Source organism: Virgifigura deserti, from assembly GCA_003576685.1.
Lineage (GTDB): Bacteria > Pseudomonadota > Alphaproteobacteria > Dongiales > Dongiaceae > Virgifigura > Virgifigura deserti.
On record QOZR01000004.1, the window covers coordinates 1 to 21,798 of the forward strand.

Below are 21,798 nucleotides of genomic sequence, written 5' to 3' on the forward strand. Positions count from 1 at the left end.
CGAGCTCGTGCGCCAGCAGCGTCGCGAGCGTGCCCGCCCCCTCCGCCGGACTGGCGGCCGCAGCGGCGAGGTCGAGCGCGCCGGCCTCGGCGGCGAGCCGGAGGGCGGCCGCTTCCGCCGCGGGGACCGGAGGTGTCACTGGGCTGGGCATCGACGTTTGCTCCCGCAGGTGAACCAGAGCAGATTATACGTAATAAACGGCCAAATATCAACGCATCATGCGTACATCACTTCAACGAGAATCCTTATCCTGGGTCTGTCCAAGGACGTCGCTCCCTGCTTTTGTCGGAGCACCGCCGGAACAGATCTCTCGCCGATCTGCGTCTTGTCGATCTGGCCTTGGGCTCAACAACAAGCGCGTTGCACTCCGGCAGCCAGAAAATTTTGCCGCTTCTTCATCTCCCCTTACTACCGCGATTCAACTCACTAGCGGACAGACCGTGCTGGCAGACGCTAGTACATGACTTGACCCGAAGTGGACTTTGAGCATGGCAACCTCTCGGCCCTTTTGAACGGCCGAGTGTGTCGGTAGCGGCTGTCCGCAGCGCAATGGATGCAGCGCCGGCCTTCACTGAAGCTCATAGCAAGTATTCTATTAGGCCAACACCGCTCTATTCACGAAACTCTAGAAAATACTATTGATTGCCGCCGCACTCTTACTTTGGTAAGCAGAAATCATAGGGACAAGAAGGGCGGGATGGGGATGTGCAAAATCAACACATGGTGCAGCGCTACCGACGAAAAGGTTAAAACTCATCAGCTCCGCATACTCGAAGGCGATCCCGCGAAAATCACCATCGGTGTTGAGGCAATCGCGAAGGTGGTACCTAATCATTATGCCTCGAAGGAGCGCGTCGCGCAGCTGATGCGAAAGCTCGGGAAGAAGAAGACGGCGAAATTCATCGAGCAGAAGCTTCCGACCAGCAAGAGTATCCGATCCGGCGATCTCGGAGAGATTTTGGGCGCCAGCTATGTCGCCGAGTTCACCGGCTATACGACCGGCATCAACCGTTTGCGGTGGAAGGACCATCGCGAGATGGCGATGCGCGGAGACGACATCATCGCCCTTCGGCCTGACCCTTCGGACAAAGTCAAGTTCCTCAAGGGCGAGGTGAAGAGCAACATGTCGCTATCGGGATCGACGGTGGCGAAGGCACACAAGGCGCTGCAGAGCAACAATGGCCGCCCTTCCGGCCATGCCCTCTCGTTTCTGGCCGACCGTCTGCACGAAAAGGGGGAACATGCTCTCGCCGACTTGATCGATGCCGCCCAACTTAGGGACGGCATCAAGCCGAGCCAGATTTCCCACCTCATGTTCACGTTCTCGGCCAACGATCCGCGGAAGCTACTGCGCAACAATCTCAATACCTACAAAGGAAAGATCCTGCAGCATGCCGTCGGCCTCCGGATCACCGGGCATCAAGCGTTCATTAAGGCCGTCTACGAAGAGGTGATCGCCAATGGCGGCAACTATTGAGGCGATTGAAGCAAGCATTCGTGACGCGGTAGCGCTGAACTTTCGCGGCAAGCTCCTCGCGAAGGGACAAGCGCGCTCGATGATCTGGCGAGATGGAGTTCTGCCTGAGGACGCCCCCCCCTTCTCGAACTTACTCAGTTATAACCTGATTTCATACGGATACGGCCTCCTCAGCCACGGCCTTCGTCTGCTCGAAGGCAATGGCGATCGGGAGGTCGCCCGAATCGCGTTTGAGCATGCCGCCGGCGCGATTGAGGCGGTGATCGCAAAGGGACGAAAAGATGAAGCGCGGGACTTCCACCGCCTTGTGGCGGCGGCGGCCTATCATCTCGGACGATACTCGGCCCGTGCCTACTCTCTGCTCCAAGCCGGTTTCGCCGATGCCAATCTATCGCCACCCGAACAATGCCTCGGGCGCCTCATGTTACGCGATCTCGACGGGCTAGACGCCCAGATTAAGACTTGGCGGCTCCATGGACGCGGGGCGGACGATACCCTGGTCGAACTCCTCGGCCAGTTCTTCCCGAAAGAGGACGAGAAGGCTTCTCCCCCCGCGGAGGATTTGATGAGTCCGATCGATCTCGCTCTCGCCGACAATTTCATGGGCGCGATGGGCACGACCATGCTTGCTTTCGAGCGAGGAGAGAGGGAGTTGCTCGAAACTGCGATGGACAGGCTAAGGCTCGGCCTCGAAGGTAGTGGCGAGTTCAATCTGGTGCCGCAATGGTGGTGTCATCGCCTGACGATCCATCTGCTCGACGATCTGTGGGATTCTAGCTTCCATAGGCGTCTTCCGTCCTCTCCGTCGGGATCGGAGCCGTCCGATTGGGCGGGGCTACGCAACCTATTTATCGCGTCGCTGTATCAGCGTTCGCGTGCCGAGATCGAGCTTTGGCCGTCACAACTTGATGCAGTCACGAGAGCGCTAAACCTCGCCGACAATATGGTCGTATCTCTGCCGACCAGTGCGGGGAAAACCCGTATTGCGGAACTATGCATCCTGGCCTGCCTCGCCGCCGGCAGGCGGGCCGTGTTCGTAACCCCGTTGCGCGCCTTGTCAGCCCAGACCGAGGTCGGTTTGCGGCGCACTTTCAAGCCGCTAGGTAAGACGGTTTCAAGCCTCTACGGCAGCATCGGCGTTAGCGACGTCGACGAGAACATCTTGCGTGACTGCGACATCGTCGTGGCCACGCCCGAGAAGCTCGATTTTGCCCTGCGCAATGAGCCGGACCTCCTCAATGACGTCGGTCTCGTCGTACTCGACGAGGGCCACATGATTGGCCTGGGCGACCGCGAGATTCGCTACGAGGTTCAGATCCAGCGGCTGCTTAAGCGGGCAGACGCTAGCAGCCGACGTATCGTCTGCCTTTCGGCCATCCTGCCGGATGGAACCGAACTCGAAGATTTCGTGGCGTGGCTCACTGGTGACAAGCCCGGTGGCCTCCTGCAGAAAAACTGGAGGCCGACCCGGCTGCGCTTCGGCGAGGTCGAATGGCGGGGGTCACACGCACGCCTGAACATTCAGGTCGGCGATGAGAAGCCATATGTGCGGAAATTCCTGACCGCGCACATCCCGCCGGTTGGCAGACGACCCACGCCGTTTCCGAGAAATCAGCGCGAGCTTTGCCTGGCAACGGCTTGGCGGCTCGTGGAGGATGGCCAATCGGTTCTGATTTTCTGCCCCTTGCGAAAATCAGTCGAGCCCTTCGCCAAGGCAATTATCGACTTGCATAAGCGCGGAGCACTCAGTTCGGTGCTCGAACATGACGAAGCTGTGCTCGCCACAGCGCTGGCGATCGGCGCCGAATGGTTCGGTCCGGGCCATGCACTGTTAAAATGCTTGAAGCTGGGTGTCGCCATTCACCACGGCGCCTTGCCGACACCGTATCGCAAGGAAGTTGAGCGGCTCCTGCGCGACGGCGTGCTGAAGATCACCATTTCGTCGCCAACCTTGGCGCAAGGGCTCAACCTATCGGCCACTACTCTCATTGTGCACGGGCTCGTCCGGAAAGGAAAAGTGATCGAAAGTTCCGAGTTCAGGAATGTCGCCGGCCGCGCCGGCCGAGCCTATGTTGATCTCGAAGGGCTCGTGCTCTATCCGATGTTCGACGACCACAGGAAGCGACGCGAGCATTGGAATCAGCTCGTTGCGAATGATGTCGGCCGCGAGATGGAGAGTGGCCTGCTGCGTCTGCTCGCCACGCTACTGCTACGGATGCAGAAAAAGCTCAGGACGAAAACGGCCGACAAGCTTGTCGACTATGTCGTTAACAATGCGAACGCCTGGACCTTTCCGAAGCTACCCACCGAGGGCACCAAGGAGGCGGCGGCCGAGAAAAGGAGTTGGGAACAATATCTCACGAACCTCGACACCGCGATCCTTAGCATGCTCGGAGAGCAAGAGGTCGCCGACGACGAGATTGAAGGGAAGATTGACGCCATCCTAGAATCCTCGCTGTTCGTGCGACGACTCGCCCGCCATAAGGAGATTAAGCGCATGGTGTTGCGGCGAGCCCTTGTCGAGCGCGCGCGCTATGTCTGGGTCAGGTCGACGCCGACACAGCGGCGAGGTTATTTCTTAGCTGGGGTCGGCCTTGACAGCGGGCAGCAACTTGACACTCATGCGGCGGTGCTTGGAAACCTGCTCGTCCAGGCGGATAGCGCAGTCCAGAATAACGAGTACCCGGAAGCGGTAGAAGCGATTACGGCCTTTGCCGAGATCATATTCCAGATCCCGCCGTTCCTGCCAGATGATCTCCCTCATAACTGGAAGGCGATCCTCGCCGCTTGGTTGAACGGCGAGGCCATCGTCTCGCTCACAGCGGGCAACCAGGACGAAGTACTCCACTTCATCGAGCAGGGGCTCGTCTATAGGCTGCCCTGGGGAATGGAAGCGGTGCGTGTTCGCGGCTTAGCTCATGACGACCCCATCGGTGAAGACTTCACGATGTCGGACTTTGAACTGGGAGCCGCCGTGGCTGCGGTGGAAACTGGTTCTCTCGACCGCTCGGCTGCACTGCTCATGAGATCAGGTTTCACTTCGCGATCTTCAGCGATCAAAGTGGTGAGGGACACTGGGGGAGCGTTTACGACGCCGCGCGAGTTGCGGCGCTGGCTGAAGTCCACAACGGTATCCGAGCTTGGTAAGGATGAGACATGGCCAACGCCTGAAAGCCGCAAGCTGTGGGAAGACTTCGTCCAGAGCTTCGATACCTCAGAGCGTACGGTATGGAGCGCGTCAAACCAGATTGCTGATGTCAGGTGGGCGGATGGCTTGACGCTGGCGCCCGGTACGGCCCTAAGGATCACCGATGGTGATGCCGGTAATTCGCTCGTCTTGACCGCAGATTATCGGCAGATCGGGATGCTAAAGGTGCCCGTCAATCCTGCTCGACGCGGATTGCTGTTGGCGACGTCGGGAGCTGGACCACAAGAAATTACGCTGGAGTATTTCGGCCCCAAAGATCTGTATCTCCACTGAACCCACACCTAAGGTCATCACCGAGCGAGAAGCCAGCCAGCGCGTTACCTTCGCCAGCATTCCCGTCCCGCCGATGACCAGAGCCGCGCCTAAACCGTTCGTCTTCATGTCGGAGACGCTAAGGCCAGGACAAACCGTCAGCCGATCCGCACCCCCTGCCGCCGCAGCTCGGCCTGGACCGCGGCGATGTCTACCGCGTCCGGATCATGGGCGGCGCCGTACCGAAAACCAAGGAGGGTTCCGATGTCATGGAAGCTCGATGAGACCGTGGAGACTTCTGCAGGCGCCGTGGCATCGGGTCGATCCGGTAGCGGCCCCGCCCTCGTGCTGGCTCACGGCTGGCCATGGTCGTCGTTCTCATGGCATCGGATCATTCCGGACCTTGCAAAGCGCTACCGTGTCCACTGGTACGATATGCCTGGATACGGGCAGTCGAACAAAAGCGCGGAGCAGCGCACCTCCCTCGATGTGCAGGGAAGGATATTCGCCGAGATGCTTGCGCATTGGAACGTCGCGCAACCTATGGTCGTCGCTCACGATTTCGGTGGAGCGACAACGCTAAGGGCGCATTTGCTGCATGGCTGCGACTTCGACCGATATGTCCTGATGAATGTCGTCGCGACGCGTCCATGGGGATCGGAATTCTTCAGTCACGTCGGTCGCCATGTCGATGCCTTTCTGGGCCTGCCGCCCCATATCCACCGAGCGGTCGTCGAGGCCTACATCAAGGGAGCGATCGTAACCGAGATCGATTCCGGAGATTTCCGGAAGCTGGTCGAGCCGTGGCTTTCCGAGGAAGGGCGCGGAAGCTTCTACCGGCAATTCGCGCAGGCCGATGAAAAATATACCGCCGAAGTCGAGCCGATGTTCGGGGACATTCGGTGTCCGGTAAAGATCATCTGGGGCGAGGACGATCCATGGATCCCGCTGGAGCGAGGCAAAGCGCTTCATGCGCTGATCCCGCAGGCATCGTTCGAAACACTGCCCGGCGTCGGCCACCTGCCTCAGCTGGAAGCCCCGGATCGCGTTCTGGAGCGGCTGAACGAATTTCTATCACGCGAAGGTGAAGGCTGACGAAGAGATCGGAGGCCGGGAAGGAAGTCCCGCGCCGCGCCTGCCGGAACTTCCATCCCTCCTTCTTTGTTTCGGTCCTCGCGCGCCATCCGTCCCTTGGCGGACCGGGCAGCATCCTGCGCATGACGCGCGGGCGCCGCGTCGGTCGATCGTGCTGCGCCACTGGCGCCGATGGGTGGCCTGAGGGCCGATCGCGACGAGCGGAATCGACTGGCAGCGAGATCCAGCGGCTATGATTCCCTCGGCTGGATGTCATCCTTGTCCTCGTCCTCGTCATCACGTCGGTGCCGCCAGCCCAGCGGGGTAAGATCGTAGCGATCCCGCCAGTGTCTCATGTCGTGAGTAAGGATAGACCAGGCGAGCAACAGGCCGACCGGCACACCGGTCGTGAGGAGAATGTCAAACAAGCGCGGGATCTCTCAGACGAACCGTCCACCATGAAAGAATAATCATCCTGCTGTCATCGCGACGGCGCAAGCAGCCTGTCCGCAACTTCATCGGGAACTTGAGGCGATGTTGAGTTTCGTTCCTCCGAGATCTACTCTCAAAGAATGTGCGGCCGTTACACCAACGCGCTGACCTGGCGGGAGATCGTCCGGCTCTATCGGATCACCGAACCCTCGGCCGCGAACGCGCCCAATCTCGAGCCCCGCTACAACCTCGCGCCGACGCAGAGCGCGCCGGTCGTGCGCCACAACCCGGAGACCGGCGGGCGCAGTCTCGACATGCTGCGCTGGGGCCTTGTCCCGCACTGGGCCAAGGACATGTCGATCGGCAACAAGCTGATCAACGCCCGCGCCGAGGGGATCGACACGAAGCCGTCCTTCCGCTCGGCCTTCGCCAAGCGGCGCTGCCTCGTGCCGGCCGGCGGCTTCTACGAGTGGAAGAAGGAAGGCACGAAGAAACAGCCCTATGCGATCGCCCTCAAGAGCGGCGAGCCCATGAGCTTCGCCGGGCTGTGGGAGAACTGGCAGGATCCGGACTCGGGCGAATGGATCCGTACGTTCACCATCGTCACGACGGAAGCCAACGAATTCCTGGCCCCACTTCATAACCGGATGCCGGTGATCCTCCATCCGACGGCGCACTCCCTCTGGCTCGGCGAGACGCCGGCCAAGCCGGACACTTTAAAGGCGTTGCTGAAACTTTATCCCGCGGACGAGATGCAGGCATGGCCGGTCTCGACGCGGGTCAACAATGTCCGCAACGAGCAGGCCGACCTGTGGGACCGGCTCGACCCGGTCAATCCGGCCTGATCCGCTTCGTCCGTCGCGAGAGGCGGGAAAAACCCTCAGCCGATCCGCACCCCCTGGCGCCGCAGCTCGGCCTGGACCGCGGCGATGTCGACCGCGTCCGGATCGCGGCCGGAGCGGAGCGCCAGGGCCGCGGCCACGCCGGCGCCCTGCCCAGCCACGGCGCAGCAGGCCATGTTGCGGGTGGCGGCGTGGGCGATGCGGTCGCCGCCGATGGCCCGGCCGGCGACCAGCAGGCCCTTCACGCGGCGCGGCAGCATCGCGCGATAGGGGATGTGCATGTAGCGCCCCGTGGTGGGGAGGATCAGGACGCCGTAGCCGTCGATGAACTCGGGATAGATGCCGATCGAGTCGTCGAACCGCGCCTCGTTGCGCACGTCCGCCTCGGTCATGTTGTAGGCGGCGTCGATCTTGCGCGTGTCGCGGATGCCGATGGTCATGCCGAAGTTGCGCAGCCGCACGCCGGCGCAGCCCGGCATGAAGCGGCGCAGGGCCTCGACGGCCAGCATCGCCTGCTTGCGTCCCTCGATCTCGCCCTGGGTCAGGCTGTCGGGATCGGTTCCGTCCACCCCGGCGAGATGGACGAGGTTCATGTAGGTGAGCTCGCCCGTGTCGTGCACCGCGCCCCAGGTGCCGGCGATGGTGCTGAGATGCGCGGGGATCAGCCCCTCCTCGATCGCCTTCTGGAACGGCTTCTTGAGGAAGGGCGAGTACATGTCGTCCTCCTTGCCCGCGGTCTCGACGGTCCATTCGCCGGTGGACCAGTCCTTGTAGGTCTGAGGGTCCGCCTTCACCGCGGCCATGAAGGCGGACTTGTCCACGCCGGCCAGGTGGAACATCACGCTGGCCGCCTGCATCTCCTCCGGCGGGGTCTTTCGGGTGGGCGCGCCGGCGCGATGGGCGACGTCGGCGTCGCCGGTGGCGTCGATCACGAGGCGGGCGAGGATCGCCTCGCGCCCGGCCTTGGATTCGGTGACGATGCCGGTGATGCGGTCGCCCTCCATGATGGGCGCGACGAACTGGCGGTGCAGCATCGGGCGGATGCCCGCCTCCTCGACCAGCCGGTCGGCGACGAGCTTGAACCCCTCGCTGTCGAGCTCATAGCTCAGCGACTGGCTTTCGGGCACCGCCGCGCCCATCGCCTTCGCGCGCTCCTCGAACTCGCGGCCGATGCCGTTCGCCTCGACCGTCGCTTCGTGCCGGTACCAGGCCAGGCCCTCGACGCCGACGGCGGTGATGTTGCCGCCGAAGCAGCCGAAGCGCTCGACCAGCGTCACCTCGGCCCCTGTCCGTGCCGCGGCCAGCGCCGCCGCCAGCCCGCCGGGGCCGGAGCCGACGACGAGGATCTCGGTGCGGCGGATCACCTCGATTTGGCGCGCGGGCTCGGTGATGTGGGACGGGGATTCGGGCATGGTTCTCTCGCAGGGTGGGCGGATCGGTCGGAGAGACTAGCGCATAGCCCTGGGGTGTAGGAACCGGCCATCGGATTCAGGTGGGCGGCCCCCGCGCCGGCATCGACAATCGGCGGCAGGCCCGACACTTTATCAGCAGGCGACAACGCAAAGAGGTTCGGAGGTTCAGATGAACGACTGGCCGGAGATCGACTATCGCCAGTGGCGCGAGACCTGCGCCGCGCTGCAGCTTTACCTGCAGATCGCGGGAAAGTACCGCCTCGCCCATACGCCCTGGCTCAATCATTCGTGGCACGCGACCTTCTATGTCGGCGCAAGAGGCTGGACGTCGTCGCTCGTGCCGGACGGCCCGGGCATCGAGATCGAATTCGACCTCATCGATCATCGGGTCGTCGGCCGCAATACGCGCGGACGCTCGGCCGCAGTCGCGCTCCGGCCGATGTCCGTCGCGGCGTTCCATGCGGAGTTCATCGCGATGATCGAGGAACTCGGCGGGACGCCCTCCTTCCACGGATCGCCGAACGAGGTTCCCGATCCGGTGCCTTTCGCCGAGGACGACCGGGAACGGCGCTATGACGCCGAGGCGGTCACGCGCTTCTTCCACGCGACGGTCGCCGTGGACCGGGTCTTCAAGCAGTTCCGCACCTCCTTCCTCGGAAAGAGCAGCCCGGTGCATCTCTTCTGGGGCAGCTTCGACCTCGCCGTGACGCGCTTTTCCGGACGCCCGGCCCCGCTCCATCCCGGCGGCATTCCGGCACTGCCGGACGCGGTGACGCAGGAGGCCTATGATCACGAGGTCGCCTCGGCCGGCTTCTGGCCGGGTGGCGGCGGGATCGACTACCCCGCCTTCTACGCCTATGCCTATCCGACGCCGCCCGGCTATGCGGCAGCCGCGATCGAGCCCGAGGCGGCATTCTGGAGCGCCGGCCTCGGCGAATTCATCCTGCCCTACGATGCGGTGCGCACGGCGGCGGATCCCGAAGCCGCCCTGCTCCGGTTCCTCACAAGCAGCTACGCCGCCGCAGCCGATCTCGGCGGCTGGGACCGGCAGGCGCTGGAATGCGAGCCGGGCGTTCCGCGCCGGCCGAGAGCCGTCCACGCCGGCAAGGCGCCCTCCCCGGCGGTCCGGCCCGATGGCGGCGCGGCGCCCGCTCCGCTGGACCGGGAGGCGGATCGCGAGGAAGGCTCCACGAAGGGGCGCTACAGGCTGAGCGTTGACGGCCATGAGGCGGTCATGACCTACAGCCTAGCCGGCGAGCATCTGATCATCATCGACCACACCGAAGTGCCGGATGCGCTGCGGGGACGCCGGATCGGCGAATCGCTCGTCCGGCAGGCGGTCGAAGATGCCCGCGCCGCGGGCAAGAAGATCCTGCCGCTCTGCCCCTTCGCCAAGGCCCAGATGGACCGCCATCCCGAGTGGAAGGACGTTCTGAGCGGCGGCGGCACCTGACCGGATCGCGAACATGGCCGCGCGCCCGCCGGCAGTCCGTGGAGAGCAAGTGGAACTCTGCGCGTTTTCCGAGTAAGAGAGGATGGGGCGCTTTGGTCGGCGCGCAGGCTCCGGGCGGCGCCGGCGCCGCGCTGGAAGGAGACGCGGGCAATGTGGCAGGAGTTCAAGGAGTTCATCAGCCGCGGGAACGTCATCGACCTGGCGGTCGGCATCATCATCGGCGCGGCCTTCACCGCCATCGTCAACAGCCTGGTGAGCGACGTAATCATGCCCCCGATCGGCTATATCATGGGCGGCCTCGATTTCTCTGATTACTTCATAAACCTGTCCGGCGGCGACTATCCGAGCCTGGCGGCGGCGAAGGAGGCCGGCGCGGCGGTGATCGCCTATGGTGCCTTCGTCAACGCCCTCATCAACTTCCTCATCGTGGCGGCGGCCGTATTCCTGATCGTCAAGGCGGTCAACCGCGTCCGCCGGCAGGAGGCCCAGAAGCCCGCCGAGCCGCCGGCGCCGACACGCGAAGAGCAGGTGCTGATGGAGATCCGCGATCTGCTCAAGCAGCGTCCGGCGTAAGGGCTGGGTGGCGGCCCTTCTCCCCGCTTGCGGAGAGAGGGAGATTGGGGAGCTGCGGGCTATGTCTCGCGAGCGTTGCCGTTATAATGCGCCCGGACCGTCGGCCTTGTGACCGGAACAAGGGAGGATCTGCTGCGTGGCGCGCCGGCCGTCCGCGCGGCCCGCGTTCGGGAGGGAATCGAACCATGGATAGAAGAAAGTTTCTGACGGCGGCGGGCACGGGGCTGGCCGCCACAACCGCCGCCTCCACCTTGGCCGCGCCGGCCATCGCCCAGTCTTCGCCCGCCATCAAATGGCGCCTCACCTCGAGCTTCCCGAAGTCGCTCGACACGATCTTCGGCGCGTCGGAGGTGTTCGCCAAGGCCGTGGGCGAGATGACGGATGGCCAGTTCCAGATCCAGCTCTTCGCCGCCGGCGAGCTGGTTCCCGGGTTGCAGGCGCTCGACGCCGCCTCGGACGCGACGGTCGAGCTGGCGCATACCTGCAGCTATTACTATGTCGGCAAGGACCCGGCCTTCGCGATCGGCACGGCGATCCCCTTCGGCCTCAATGCCCGCCAGCAGACGGCCTGGATGAACCAGGGCGGCGGCATGGACCTGCTCAACGCGTTCTACAGCCAGTACAACGTCCTCGCCTTTCCCTGCGGCAATACCGGCGCGCAGATGGGCGGCTGGTTCCGCAAGGAGATCAAGTCCGTCGAGGACTTCGAGGGCCTGAAGATGCGGATCGCCGGGATCGCCGGCCAGGTGGTGCAGGGCATCGGCGTGGTGCCGCAGCAGCTTGCCGGCGCCGACGTGTACCCTGCGCTGGAGAAGGGCACGATCGACGCGGCCGAATGGGTCGGCCCCTATGACGACGAGAAGCTCGGCTTCCAGCAGGTCGCGCAATATTACTATTACCCCGGCTGGTGGGAGGCCGGGCCGGCGCTGCATCTCTTCGCCAATCTCGACAAGTGGAACGCGCTGCCGAAATCCTATCAGGCGGTGATCCGCGCCGCGGCGGCCCAGGCCGACACCTATATGATCGCGCGCTATGACGCGGAGAACCCGGCGGCGCTGCGCCGGCTCGTCGCCAACGGGGCGCAGCTCCGCCCCTATCCGCGCGACATCATGGAGGCGGCCTATGAGGAGGCGCAGAAGCTCTATGCCGACCTCGCCGCCAGAAACGAGAACTGGCGGAAGATCTACGAGCCCTGGAACGCCTTCCGCAACGACGCCTATCTCTGGTTCCGGGTCGCGGAATATCCGAACGACAGCTTCGTCTTCAGCCAGCAGGCGAAGGCGCAGGGGCAATAGCACTGGGGGCCAGTAATTTTCCGGCACCGGGGGCGGGTTTGAAACCAAGGGGTTCTATTCGCGTGTTGCACATTTGAGCCCGTGTGAACGGCGCATCCTGGGCTTGGGCATTTCAGTCCGCCGCGGTGGCGCTGCGGCGCTTTGCCTCTGGGTCACTGCTGCTTTCGGTATGAAAGCCGAGCCGTGGCAAGCGCACTCAGCTGGTCACGCGTGACCCATAGCAGACAGTCACGCTGGCGAGGACCGGACTTTCGCTTCCGGCGCCCGGCTAGTTCTAGGCACATCCGCTTGCCCATGCCTGCAAAACACGTTAGGCCTCGCGCAGGCCCACACACTTCAGGAGAACTCATGTTTGACCACGTCAAATTCGGGGTCAGCGACTATGCAGCGAGCAAAGCGTTCTTCCTCAAGGCACTCCAACCGCTTGGCGTAGCTGTTGCCTCGGAGGGTCCGCCGACGTACGGTGTCGAGCTTAGCCCAAAGGGTAAGTCTTCATTGTGCATGTTCCAAACCGAGGAGAAGCCGGCGCATCTTCACTTGGCGTTCACGGCCGAGAATCGCCAGCAAGTCGAAGCTTTCTATCGCGCGGCTCTGGAGGCGGGTGGCAAAGACAATGGTGCGCCTGGTCTACGCCCGCACTACCACGCGAACTACTATGCAGCTTTCGTTATTGGTCCGGACGGGCACAACATCGAAGTGGTTTGCCACGAACCCGAGGCCTAACCCTTCCATCGAGCGAACGTCCACAAGCGCGCTTCGCCCACTTGCGGCGCCCCTCATCTCAAACGTTAGGCCGCATGATCTCCTTCTGCAGATTCCCGGACGTTCAATCTGCGGGCAGCGGTGATCGTTCTGAACGGGAACCAAGTCTTCTTGCGCCAGCTGGAAGGTGACGCCTTCTGGTCATTCCCTGGCGGGCGCGTCGAGTGGGGGAGAACTCGGGTCTTCGGCTGTGGTTCGCGAGACGGCAGAGGAACTCGCCGAGCCGGTCGAATGCGGTCAGTTGCTGTGGGTGGTAGAGAACTTCTTCACCTACTGGAGCGTGACTTCCGTCACATCGTGCACCGTGACGAGAATGCGGCCTAACCTTTCGCTCGGTGAACCGCCGGCGGGCGTGGATGCGACGAAGATGGACGACGGCCGAGCGACCGCTTTCCGGAGGAACCGACGAGCGCCCGCTCCTGGCACTTCTGCGACCTCACCAACGCTCCGCTCAGACGTCGTCATTCAGGCCTATTGCGGACGCTCCGCGATCATCGTGCAACACATTAATAGAACCCTTTCGGTTTGAAACCGGGCCGTTATCCTAATGTGTGGGAGCTGCGTGCGCGCAGGTTTCTAGCCCTCTCCACCTACTGCCTTTTCAGTCAATAGGTGGAGAGGGCGCCTTTAGCGAATTCATCAAGAAGAGCGCCGAGTCGGCATCAAAAAGGCCACATCCGCTCGCCGAGCTCGCCCGACCACCTCGCCCGCCAAGGCCCGGAGGCCTGCTGCTGGAGTGATAGTCGTTGCCCAGCCCCTTGCGGTTCTCCGACCGGCAGGGCTTGCGGCCGAGTGGACCCCCAGGCGATGATCATTAGCCGAATTGATGATCAGGGGGGACCGATGTCGGCCGAGCAGCGTTTCCGGCGAAACCTCGACTGGAACCTCATCAAAGTCTTCCACGAGATCGTTGAGGTCGGCGGCGTGTCCCACGCTGCGCGGAGTTTGTCGCGTCAGCAGCCGTCCGTCTCGCTGGCCCTGCAGCGCTTGGAAAGCCACCTCGGTGCGCGTCTTTGCCAAAGGGGCCCTGGCGGCTTCACGCTGACCGCCGAGGGCGAGGCCGTCGCGGAACTCTGTGACCGCGTGGCAAAGCTCGTCACTCTCCTTCCCCAGCGCGTAGCGGCGAGCGACGCTGAACTCCGGGGGCGCGTGCGCGTCCGCCTCATCAGCAGCCTCAGCACCCCGGCCCTCGATGAAGCCCTGCACCATTTCCATGCTCGTTTTCCGTGTGTGGAGATCGCGACCTCCATAGGGTCTTGGGAGGATCTCCCCGACCTCCTCCTGCGCGGCGAGCTCGACGTCGGCATCGGACCGGTACGCTTCCAGCACGCCAGCCTTTCACACGATCTCCTGTTCAAGGAAACTCAGCGGGTCTATTGCGGGCCCGATCATCCATTCTACGGCCGCACGTCGGTGAACCTTCGCGAACTCGCCACGCAAGGCTTCGCCCTCAAGGCGCCGGGCGAACCCGAAGAGGTCATGCGCTTTCGATTGCGACACGGCCTCGGCCAGGTGGTGGTGGCGACCGCAGATCATATCGACGAGATGCGCCGGCTTGTCCGCCTCGGCATCGGGCTGGGCTTCCTCCCGGTTGGAACGGTCGAAGACGATCTCGCCAACGGACGGCTGTGGTGTCTGACGCCGGATTGGCGCGATCCGTCCATTCCAATGTATGTGGTGAGCAATCCCAGCGCTCCGCCTTACCGCGCCCGCGACCTCCTGCTCTCAAGCCTGCGCGCAACCAGCGAAAAGCATTGATCGGATTAATGCGACGCATTGGGCGTTTCCGCCTTTACGCCTGCGCCTGCACCCGCAAGATCGTAGGCCATTTGGGGTGCGCGAAAACGCGCAGAGCCATCCAAGGGGAGCCGCATGTCCGTTTTTGATCTCGGCAAAGCCGCACAGAACTCAGTCGACGGGCACGGGCTTGCCCGCTTCCTTGTTCCGTCCGCAATCGGAATGCTCTTCTTCCTCGTACCGATTCCGCAAGACGACGGCATCACGCTCCTGCTCTCGATCATCGTCGGCAGCACGAAAGCCCTCCTGGATTCGGTGCTGGTGCCGATCGTTCTCGTAGTGCTGGCGATCTCAGCTGCCGCGAGTGCGGCGGGCGCGCTGAAACCGGATCTGTTTTCGGGGTTCCCGGCCAAGTTGTTCGCCGTTGGCTGGCCGGTCGTGCTCCTGCGCTTCGGCGCGGTCGTGCTGGCGGCCATGACCTACTGGCAAGTGGGCCCTGAGATGATCTGGTCGAAGTACACCGGCGGGCTGATGCTGGGTGATCTCATGACCAATCTCATCCCCTTCTTCTTCTGGGCCGGCATGCTGCTCCCCCTCCTAACGGATTACGGCTTCATGGAGCTCATCGGCACGCTGGTCCGCAAGATCATGCGACCCATCTTTCGAGTGCCGGGACGGGCTGCGGTCGACTGTACCGCTTCCTGGATCGGCAGCGGCACCATCGGCGTCGTGATCACAGACCTCCAGTACCGCCAGGGCTTCTACACGGCGCGCGAGGCGATCTCGATCGCGACCGGCTTTTCCGTCGTCTCGGTTCCCATCGTCGTGCTCTTCGCCGAATTCCTGAAGGCGCCTGAAATCCTGCCGCAGCTCTTGCTCGGGATGATCATCATCGGCGCTCTGCTGGCCATCATCATGCCGCGCATCCCGCCGATCAGCCTCAAACCCGATACCTATTGGCCCGACGCACCGCGCCAGGGCGTTCCGGAAAACTTCCCCGCCGGAATCTCGACGGGAACGGCCGCGATCCGGATCGCCGTGGCACGAGCGAGCATCCCGCGGGAAGAACATTTTCTGGTGACCGGCGCCAAAATCACGGCCGATATCTGGTTCGCCCTGATGCCGATCGTCATGACCCTCGGCGTCGCGGCCACGATCGTCGCCGAGTACACGCCCTTCTTTCAGTGGATCTCCTATCCCTTCATCCACCTGCTGAACCTGTTCGGTGTAGCCGAGGCGGCGGACGCCGCGCCGACCCTCGTGGTCGGCTTCGCCGATGTGTTCCTTCCGTTCATTCTCGGAGCCGGCATCGAGTCCATCGAAACCAAATTCGTGATCGGCACGGTGGCGCTCGTCCAGATCATCTTCATGACCGAGGTCGGCGCGCTGTTGCTCAAGTCGCCGATTCCGGTCAATTTCCTCGATCTCGTCATGATCTTTCTCATTCGAACGCTGATCGCCTTGCCGATGGCGGTTCTGCTTGCCAGGATCCTGCTGTGATGACCAGCCGCTCAAAAAAAGCGGTCGAGAGAACCGACCGCGATGTGATCGCGATCGTCCGCGATCGATGGGCGGACATTCGCCCCGAGATCGAGCGGCATTTCGGCCTGCTCTGGCAAGAGCCGGAGTTGCCGAATATGGAGATCGCCGCGGCGCGGCTGCTCTCGGACTGGCTCGCCGGACGGGGATTTTCGGTCGAGCGCAGGGCATACGGCCTGCCGACCGCCTTTTTCGCGCGCAAGGGAAATGGCCAGGGGCCACGGATCGCCCTGCTCGCCGAGTACGATGCCCTTCCCGGTACTGACAACGACGCGGTGCCCTACCGTAAGCGGCGGGGCCGCCGAGCGGGACACGCCTGCGGCCACAATCAGATCGGTCCGGCCAACGCCGGCGCCGCCATTGCCGCCGCCGCCGCGCTGGAGCAACTCGGCATCGCGGGTGAGATTATCGTGATCGGCTGCCCCTCCGAGGAGATTGTCTGGGGCAAGATCGCACTCCTGAAGCAGGGCGCCTTCGACGGCCTCGACGGAATCCTGACCTCACACGGCGACTACCAGAACGGTGCCATATCGCGGCCCTGCCAGTCGGTCGTCGGCGGCGAGATCGTCTTCTCCGGCGAGTCCGGCCATGGCGGCGGCGTCCGTCGGAAAAACGCGCTCGATGCGGCAGAACTGGCTGTGCAGTCCTTTGAGCGCCTGCGCGCTCATCACTTCCCGGACACATCGGTCGAGCATGTTCTTCGCGTCGGCGGCCACATTCCCAACGTGACCCCTGACCAGTCGCGCCTGTGGATCACGACCCGCCATGTCGACTATGCGCGGGCGCGCGAGATCTATGACTTCGTCATCGGCGTGGCTGAACAGGCGGCCCGGATGACCGACGTGGCCTTCCGTCATCAATTCATCGCCAGCACGCGCGGATACTTGCCGAACGACACCCTTGCGCAGGTGCTCTACAGCAGCCTCGAGTCCGTGGGTCCGCCGAAATGGACAGACGAAGGAAAGACATGGATGCGGCAACTGTCGGAGGCGTGCCGGCCGGGTGCGCCCTTCACCCTTGACGACAGACTTGGTCTCTATACCGAAGGCCATGACCCCTACGGACAGGACGACGGCGAGGTCAGCTGGCGCATCCCGCTCGGCCGCGTCAACTGGGCCTTTCCGGAAACGGTGCCGCTGCACAACTGGGCGCTGACGGCGCTTGCAGGGTTCGACGGTAGCTATCCGGGGCCGCTGATGGCGTCCGAAGCGCTGGCCCTTGCTGCTGTCGAGCTTGTGCGGTGCCCGGAGCATCTAGATGCGGCCAAGGCGGAACTCGCAAAGCGTACGCGCGGCCTGAAGCTCGACCCGCCGAACATCGGTGCTTGGCGCACGATGACCGAGAACCCCGAGAGCTTCTGGAATGCAAGCTGGGACGAATAGCGCCCTCCCGGATCCGGCGACACTCGACCTCAGGCGCGAGCCGGCCATTCCCGTGACGGTGCTGACCGGCTTTCTCGGCAGCGGCAAGACGACCCTCATCCGCCGCCTTATCGCCCATCCGGCGCTCGTAGACACGGCGATCATCGTTAATGAATTCGGCGAGGTCGGTCTCGACCACCGCCTGGTCGAAGCGGCCGACGAAGACACCATTCTGCTCGGTGGGGGCTGCCTTTGCTGCGCCACCCGCGGCGACCTCGCGCGCGCGCTGCGCAGCCTCCTCGATCGCCGCGAACGGCGCGAGCTCCCGCCCTACCGCCGAGTGATCGTTGAGACGAGCGGCCTTGCCGATCCGCTTCCAATCCTCCAGAGTTTCATGGCAGACCCGCTGCGCCTGTCGCGTTACCGGCTCAGCTCTCTTTGGGCGCTTGTCGACGGCATACTCGGTCCGTCGACCTTGGACCGCCATGCGCTCGCCCGGCGCCAGGTCGCGGTGGCGGACCGTGTGTTCGTGAGCAAGCTCGACCTGATGCCGCAAGAAAAACGCGCCTTGCGGCTGACCCGGATCGCCGCAGCAGCCGGTCGCCCCGCAGAATCGGCGGCGGAGCCAGGCCGCACAATCGAATTGCTCAAGACAGGGGTCGCCGGATCGCCGCTGCCTCACTCAATCTCCGCCGGAGAAGGCATCGCGGACGATCATGCGCGCGATCATGTCGCCATCAGCCGGCGCATCGACCGACCGGTGGCGCAGAACGTTCTCGGAGCTTGGATCGCGACGACGGCGGAGACACTCGGCGATCGGATCTTGCGGCTCAAGGGGCTCTTGCGCGACACGGGCGGCGGCATTCTTGTCATCGAGAGCGTTCAACATCTCTGGCAACCACCGCGCCGCTTTTTCCGACCGCCGCCACCCGAATGCGGAACGGTCGTTGCGATCGTCGGCCGCGGGGACCGCGACGCCGCCGAAGAATCGCTAGAGCAGCTGGCAAGCCTTTCATAGATATTCATCGGGTATTCGGGTCGGAAGGTCCGATGGCCAGAGAGCCAAATCTCGTCCGCCTTCAGATTCCACATTTTAAGCTAGGACGTGAACTCATAAACGGGATTCCCAAAGCAGTAGTGATCTGATTCAGGTGTGCGGCATGAGCCGCGCGGCCCTGCTTCTCGAAGACCTTCTACCGCGAGCGTAACCAGATCGAGCGCTTCTTCGGCAAGCTCAAACACTTCCGCCGCATCGCCACCCGCTACGGCAAGCTCGCCGAAAACTTCCTCGCCATGGTCAAACTCACTTCATTGCGCCTCTGGTTGCGCGCTTATGACTCGACAGCCTAATGAACCTACGGGCTAGGCCGTCCTAGTGCGCAGCCGGCCCTCGTAATCGCCCTTTCCGATCGGCACGCCTCGTGTGCGCAGGATGTTGTAGGCCGTAACGGCGTGGAAATAGAAGTTGGGAATCGAGTACGAGAGGAGGAAGGTCTCTGAGGTGAGAGCTAGGGTCCGAGCGGCCCAGGCCGAAGTGGAGGCGCTTTCCTCGTCAACCGGACGGAATACAGCAATGTCCAGATCCTTGCCGGACCAGCTATTGACCTCTTCGGGGGTGAATGCCTCCAGCGCCGTTACTGCCTCGCCGACAATGGCCCGTAGGTCAGTGAAAGGCATCGCTCCGACCAGAGGCGGTGGAGCGAACACGCCCGTTTTGACGGCCTCCAGCCCCCATACGGCATGATTCTTCAGAGCTTCGATCTGGAAATGGAAAGGCGCCATGTCGGGGTAGAGGCGGGCGCGGACGAAATCGTTCGAGTCAGCGCCGGTTTCGGCGCAATGCTTGGTCGCGCGGTCGAGGACGCCTGATACCGCGCGCATGGTTTGCAGAAACGTGAGCACACTAAGGTCGTAGAGGGATATCGTCATGACACGGTCTAGCCCGCTGGGAACTTCCCCGCCACAATTTATCTGATTATGAGTCTACAACCTAGTGGCCCAGGTTTGAAACCCGCCCCTACTGTTCTGGCGGCGGCGATCCGAAATCGGGGGGCGGCGGGGCACCGAAATCCGGCGGCGTGCCGAAATCCGGCGTTCCGAACTGGGGCGGCGCGAGGTCGCCCGGCTGCTCCATCGGGATCTCGATTCGGATGGAGGCCGGATCAACGGTCGAGGGTCCGTCCTTGTAGTGCAGCACCAGCCAGGGGAAGGCGATGACGATGCCGATCATGATCACCTGGATCACCAGATAGGGCACCGCGCCCATATAGATCTCCCAGGTCGAGACGCCCGGCATGCGCCGGCCGGTGACCTTATCGACATACTCCGCGGCGGGCGCGACGGAGCGCAGATAGAACAGCGCGAAGCCGAACGGCGGATGCATGAAGGAGGTCTGCATGTTGATCCCGAGCAGCACGCCGAACCAGATGAGGTCAATGCCGAGCGCCGCCGCGGCCGGCGCCAGCAGCGGCACGATGATGAAGGCGAGCTCGAAGAAGTCGAGGAAGAAGGCGAGCAGAAAGACGAGGATGTTGACGACGATGAGGAAGCCGACCTCGCCGCCGGGAAGGCCGGTCATCAGCTCCTCGACCCAGACATGGCCGTTGACGCCGTAGAAGGTCAGGCTGAAGACCCGCGCACCGACGAGGATGAAGATCACGAAACAGGTGAGCCGGGCCGTGCGGTCCATCGCCTGGGTCAGGACGCTCCAGCTCAGGCGCCGGTTGATGAGCGCCAGCGCCAGCGCGCCGGTGGCGCCCATGGCGCCTCCTTCAGTCGGCGTGGCGACGCCGATGAAGATCGTGCCGAGCACGAGGAAGATGAGCACGAGCGGCGGGATCAGCGCCAGGACCACGCGCCGGAGCAGCGCGAAACCGCGCAAGGTTCGCGCCTCGGGCGGCAGGGCCGGCACCATCTTCGGACGGGCGATCGATGTGATCAGGACGAAGGCGGCATAGAGCCCGGCGAGCAGCAGCGCGGGATAGAGCGCCCCCTTATACATGTCGCCGACCGAGCGGCCGAGCTGATCGGCCAGCACGATGAGGACGAGGCTCGGCGGGATGATCTGCGAGAGCGTGCCCGAGGCCGCGATGGTGCCGCTGGCGAGACGGCGGTCATAGCCGTAGCGCAGCATGATTGGCAGCGAGATCAGCCCCATCGAGATGACCGAGGCGGCGGTGACGCCCGTCGTCGCGGCGAGCAGCGCGCCGACGACGACCACGGCATAGCCGAGCCCGCCGCGGATCGGCCCGAAGAGCTGTCCGACCGTGTCGAGCAGGTCCTCGGCCATGCCGCTGCGCTCGAGGATGAGGCCCATGAAGGTGAAGAAGGGCACGGCGAGCAGCGTCTCGTTCGACATGATGCCGAAGGCGCGGTCGGGAAGCGCCTGGAACAGCTGCGGCGGCAGCAGCCCGAGCTCGATGCCGATGACGCCGAAGAGCAGGCCGTTGAAGGCGAGCGCGAAGGCGACCGGGTAGCCGATCAGGAGCAGCACCACCAGCGCCACGAACATGATCGGCGCCATGTTCTCGACGAGGAACGCCGTCACTGTCCGCGCCTCACGAGATTACGCTATCGGCGTTGGATGGTTCCCTCGGCACCGGGTCGGGCCCCCGCCCCGCGAGGAAGGCAATCCGCTTGATCAGCTCCGAGATGCCTTGGAGCGCGAGCAGCGCGAAGCCCACGGGAATGAGCAGCTTGGCCGGCCAACGGATCAAGCCGCCGGCATTGGGCGACATCTCGCCGCGCGCGAAAGACTCGGCGAACATCGGCCAGCCGAGCCAGCCGATCAGGATCGCCATCGGCAGCAGGAAGACGATCGTGCCGAAGATTTCGATCCAGACCTGCGTACGCCGCGACCAGAAGCCGTAGACGAGGTCGATCCGGATATGCTCGTTCTTCAGCAGCGTGTAGCCCGCGCCGAGCAGGAACACGGCCGCGAACAGATACCATTGCAGCTCGAGCCAGGCGTTCGAGCTCCGGTCGAGCGTGTAGCGGATCGTCGCATTGCCGGCGCTGACCAGAACGGCCGCGAGGATGAGCCAGCCGACGGTGCGGCCGATTCCCCTGTTCAGGGCGTCGATGGCGCGGGCGAGCGCGAGAAGTGCGGACATGGCGAAAACGGTACCGGAAGCAAACAAGCGGATTTGCCATCATACCAGCGGGCCGACGGATTGACTCGTTTTCCGGCACCGTAGGGGCGAATTTGACACCGGGCCATTAAGCCCTTTCCACACCGATCTGCGTCGAAGCGTTTGGACCCACACCGATCGCTCTGGCGGCCTGAGATTCTGGTCGCTACGCGCCGCAGCGTGCAACATCGGTGAAGTCCGTCGAAACCGCCTGCCCACTGTGAAAGTCAGGATACGGCCTATCAGCCGAC

The 21,798-nt window shown here is 63.6% G+C and carries 16 protein-coding genes and 1 pseudogene; 13 read left to right on the top strand and 4 right to left on the bottom strand.

Features of this window, described 5'->3' with window-relative positions:
• The first annotated feature begins 553 nt into the window (after window positions 1-553).
• The 4 genes from DT069_RS07730 to DT069_RS07745 all read left to right on the top strand — a co-directional run bounded on the left by DT069_RS07730 (window position 554) and on the right by DT069_RS07745 (window position 7,288).
• The gene (locus tag DT069_RS07730) at window positions 554-1,477 is read left to right on the top strand and encodes a Hachiman antiphage defense system protein HamA (RefSeq protein ID WP_425450092.1); all 924 of its coding nucleotides are present in this window, start codon (window positions 554-556) and stop codon (window positions 1,475-1,477) included.
• On the top strand, window positions 1,461-4,958 hold the full coding sequence (locus tag DT069_RS07735; RefSeq protein ID WP_119459736.1) for a DEAD/DEAH box helicase: 3,498 nt from the start codon (window positions 1,461-1,463) through the stop codon (window positions 4,956-4,958). The genes DT069_RS07730 and DT069_RS07735 overlap by 17 nt, the downstream gene beginning before the upstream one ends.
• 243 nt (window positions 4,959-5,201) lie before the next feature.
• Entirely contained in the window at window positions 5,202-6,032 is an 831-nt protein-coding gene (locus tag DT069_RS07740) for an alpha/beta fold hydrolase (protein WP_119459737.1), read from the top strand.
• A gap of 551 nt (window positions 6,033-6,583) precedes the next feature.
• Window positions 6,584-7,288, top strand: coding sequence for an SOS response-associated peptidase (locus DT069_RS07745; protein ID WP_119459738.1), 705 nt, complete (start codon window positions 6,584-6,586; stop codon window positions 7,286-7,288).
• 35 nt (window positions 7,289-7,323) lie between these two features.
• On the opposite strand, the gene DT069_RS07750 is transcribed toward DT069_RS07745, so the two are convergent.
• Window positions 7,324-8,697 (bottom strand): FAD-dependent oxidoreductase, encoded by a 1,374-nt coding sequence (locus tag DT069_RS07750; protein ID WP_119459739.1) that lies wholly within the window; start codon window positions 8,695-8,697, stop codon window positions 7,324-7,326.
• A gap of 169 nt (window positions 8,698-8,866) precedes the next feature.
• Here DT069_RS07750 and DT069_RS07755 point away from each other — a divergent pair, with 169 nt between their 5' ends.
• The 9 genes and pseudogenes from DT069_RS07755 to DT069_RS07795 form a co-directional block, all read left to right on the top strand.
• A complete protein-coding gene (locus tag DT069_RS07755) occupies window positions 8,867-10,150 on the top strand; it encodes a DUF5996 family protein (protein WP_119459740.1) in 1,284 nt (427 codons plus the stop codon).
• A 150-nt stretch (window positions 10,151-10,300) separates the two neighbouring features.
• Entirely contained in the window at window positions 10,301-10,723 is a 423-nt protein-coding gene (mscL, locus tag DT069_RS07760; RefSeq protein ID WP_119459741.1) for a large conductance mechanosensitive channel protein MscL, read from the top strand.
• Between the two features lie 185 nt (window positions 10,724-10,908).
• A complete protein-coding gene (locus DT069_RS07765; RefSeq protein ID WP_119459742.1) occupies window positions 10,909-12,018 on the top strand; it encodes a TRAP transporter substrate-binding protein in 1,110 nt (369 codons plus the stop codon).
• Window positions 12,019-12,366: 348 nt separating this feature from the next.
• The gene (locus DT069_RS07770) at window positions 12,367-12,741 is read left to right on the top strand and encodes a VOC family protein (protein WP_119459743.1); all 375 of its coding nucleotides are present in this window, start codon (window positions 12,367-12,369) and stop codon (window positions 12,739-12,741) included.
• Between the two features lie 882 nt (window positions 12,742-13,623).
• Window positions 13,624-14,538 (top strand): LysR family transcriptional regulator, encoded by a 915-nt coding sequence (locus DT069_RS07775; protein WP_162913048.1) that lies wholly within the window; start codon window positions 13,624-13,626, stop codon window positions 14,536-14,538.
• Between the two features lie 114 nt (window positions 14,539-14,652).
• The gene (locus tag DT069_RS07780; RefSeq protein WP_119459745.1) at window positions 14,653-16,017 is read left to right on the top strand and encodes a YjiH family protein; all 1,365 of its coding nucleotides are present in this window, start codon (window positions 14,653-14,655) and stop codon (window positions 16,015-16,017) included.
• Window positions 16,017-17,438, top strand: coding sequence for an amidohydrolase (locus DT069_RS07785; protein ID WP_119459746.1), 1,422 nt, complete (start codon window positions 16,017-16,019; stop codon window positions 17,436-17,438). The genes DT069_RS07780 and DT069_RS07785 overlap by 1 nt, the downstream gene beginning before the upstream one ends.
• The gene (locus DT069_RS07790; RefSeq protein WP_119459747.1) at window positions 17,419-18,435 is read left to right on the top strand and encodes a CobW family GTP-binding protein; all 1,017 of its coding nucleotides are present in this window, start codon (window positions 17,419-17,421) and stop codon (window positions 18,433-18,435) included. Before DT069_RS07785 ends, DT069_RS07790 begins: the two co-directional genes overlap by 20 nt.
• A gap of 152 nt (window positions 18,436-18,587) precedes the next feature.
• Window positions 18,588-18,767 (top strand): annotated as a pseudogene (locus DT069_RS07795) (transposase); the annotation flags it as partial.
• 12 nt (window positions 18,768-18,779) lie between these two features.
• On the opposite strand, the gene DT069_RS07800 reads toward DT069_RS07795, so the two are convergent.
• The 3 genes from DT069_RS07800 to DT069_RS07810 form a co-directional block, all read right to left on the bottom strand.
• A complete protein-coding gene (locus DT069_RS07800; protein ID WP_119459748.1) occupies window positions 18,780-19,346 on the bottom strand; it encodes a DUF1993 domain-containing protein in 567 nt (188 codons plus the stop codon).
• Window positions 19,347-19,434: 88 nt separating this feature from the next.
• Entirely contained in the window at window positions 19,435-20,964 is a 1,530-nt protein-coding gene (locus DT069_RS07805; protein WP_119459749.1) for a TRAP transporter large permease, read from the bottom strand.
• A gap of 10 nt (window positions 20,965-20,974) precedes the next feature.
• Entirely contained in the window at window positions 20,975-21,529 is a 555-nt protein-coding gene (locus DT069_RS07810) for a TRAP transporter small permease subunit (RefSeq protein WP_119459750.1), read from the bottom strand.
• Window positions 21,530-21,798 lie beyond the last annotated feature (269 nt).

What these genes read in the sequence shown, in the direction of transcription:
- DT069_RS07785 (WP_119459746.1), top strand. Translation starts at nt 16,017, where the DNA reads ATGACCAGCCGCTCAAAAAAAGCGGTCGAGAGAACCGACCGCGATGTG.
- DT069_RS07780 (WP_119459745.1), top strand. Translation starts at nt 14,653, where the DNA reads ATGTCCGTTTTTGATCTCGGCAAAGCCGCACAGAACTCAGTCGACGGG.
- DT069_RS07765 (WP_119459742.1), top strand. Translation starts at nt 10,909, where the DNA reads ATGGATAGAAGAAAGTTTCTGACGGCGGCGGGCACGGGGCTGGCCGCC.
- DT069_RS07735 (WP_119459736.1), top strand. Translation starts at nt 1,461, where the DNA reads ATGGCGGCAACTATTGAGGCGATTGAAGCAAGCATTCGTGACGCGGTA.
- DT069_RS07755 (WP_119459740.1), top strand. Translation starts at nt 8,867, where the DNA reads ATGAACGACTGGCCGGAGATCGACTATCGCCAGTGGCGCGAGACCTGC.
- DT069_RS07775 (WP_162913048.1), top strand. Translation starts at nt 13,624, where the DNA reads ATGTCGGCCGAGCAGCGTTTCCGGCGAAACCTCGACTGGAACCTCATC.
- DT069_RS07730 (WP_425450092.1), top strand. Translation starts at nt 554, where the DNA reads ATGCAGCGCCGGCCTTCACTGAAGCTCATAGCAAGTATTCTATTAGGC.
- DT069_RS07740 (WP_119459737.1), top strand. Translation starts at nt 5,202, where the DNA reads ATGTCATGGAAGCTCGATGAGACCGTGGAGACTTCTGCAGGCGCCGTG.
- DT069_RS07745 (WP_119459738.1), top strand. Translation starts at nt 6,584, where the DNA reads ATGTGCGGCCGTTACACCAACGCGCTGACCTGGCGGGAGATCGTCCGG.
- mscL (WP_119459741.1), top strand. Translation starts at nt 10,301, where the DNA reads ATGTGGCAGGAGTTCAAGGAGTTCATCAGCCGCGGGAACGTCATCGAC.
- DT069_RS07770 (WP_119459743.1), top strand. Translation starts at nt 12,367, where the DNA reads ATGTTTGACCACGTCAAATTCGGGGTCAGCGACTATGCAGCGAGCAAA.
- DT069_RS07800 (WP_119459748.1), bottom strand. Translation starts at nt 19,346, where the DNA reads ATGACGATATCCCTCTACGACCTTAGTGTGCTCACGTTTCTGCAAACC.
- DT069_RS07810 (WP_119459750.1), bottom strand. Translation starts at nt 21,529, where the DNA reads ATGTCCGCACTTCTCGCGCTCGCCCGCGCCATCGACGCCCTGAACAGG.
- DT069_RS07750 (WP_119459739.1), bottom strand. Translation starts at nt 8,697, where the DNA reads ATGCCCGAATCCCCGTCCCACATCACCGAGCCCGCGCGCCAAATCGAG.
- DT069_RS07790 (WP_119459747.1), top strand. Translation starts at nt 17,419, where the DNA reads ATGCAAGCTGGGACGAATAGCGCCCTCCCGGATCCGGCGACACTCGAC.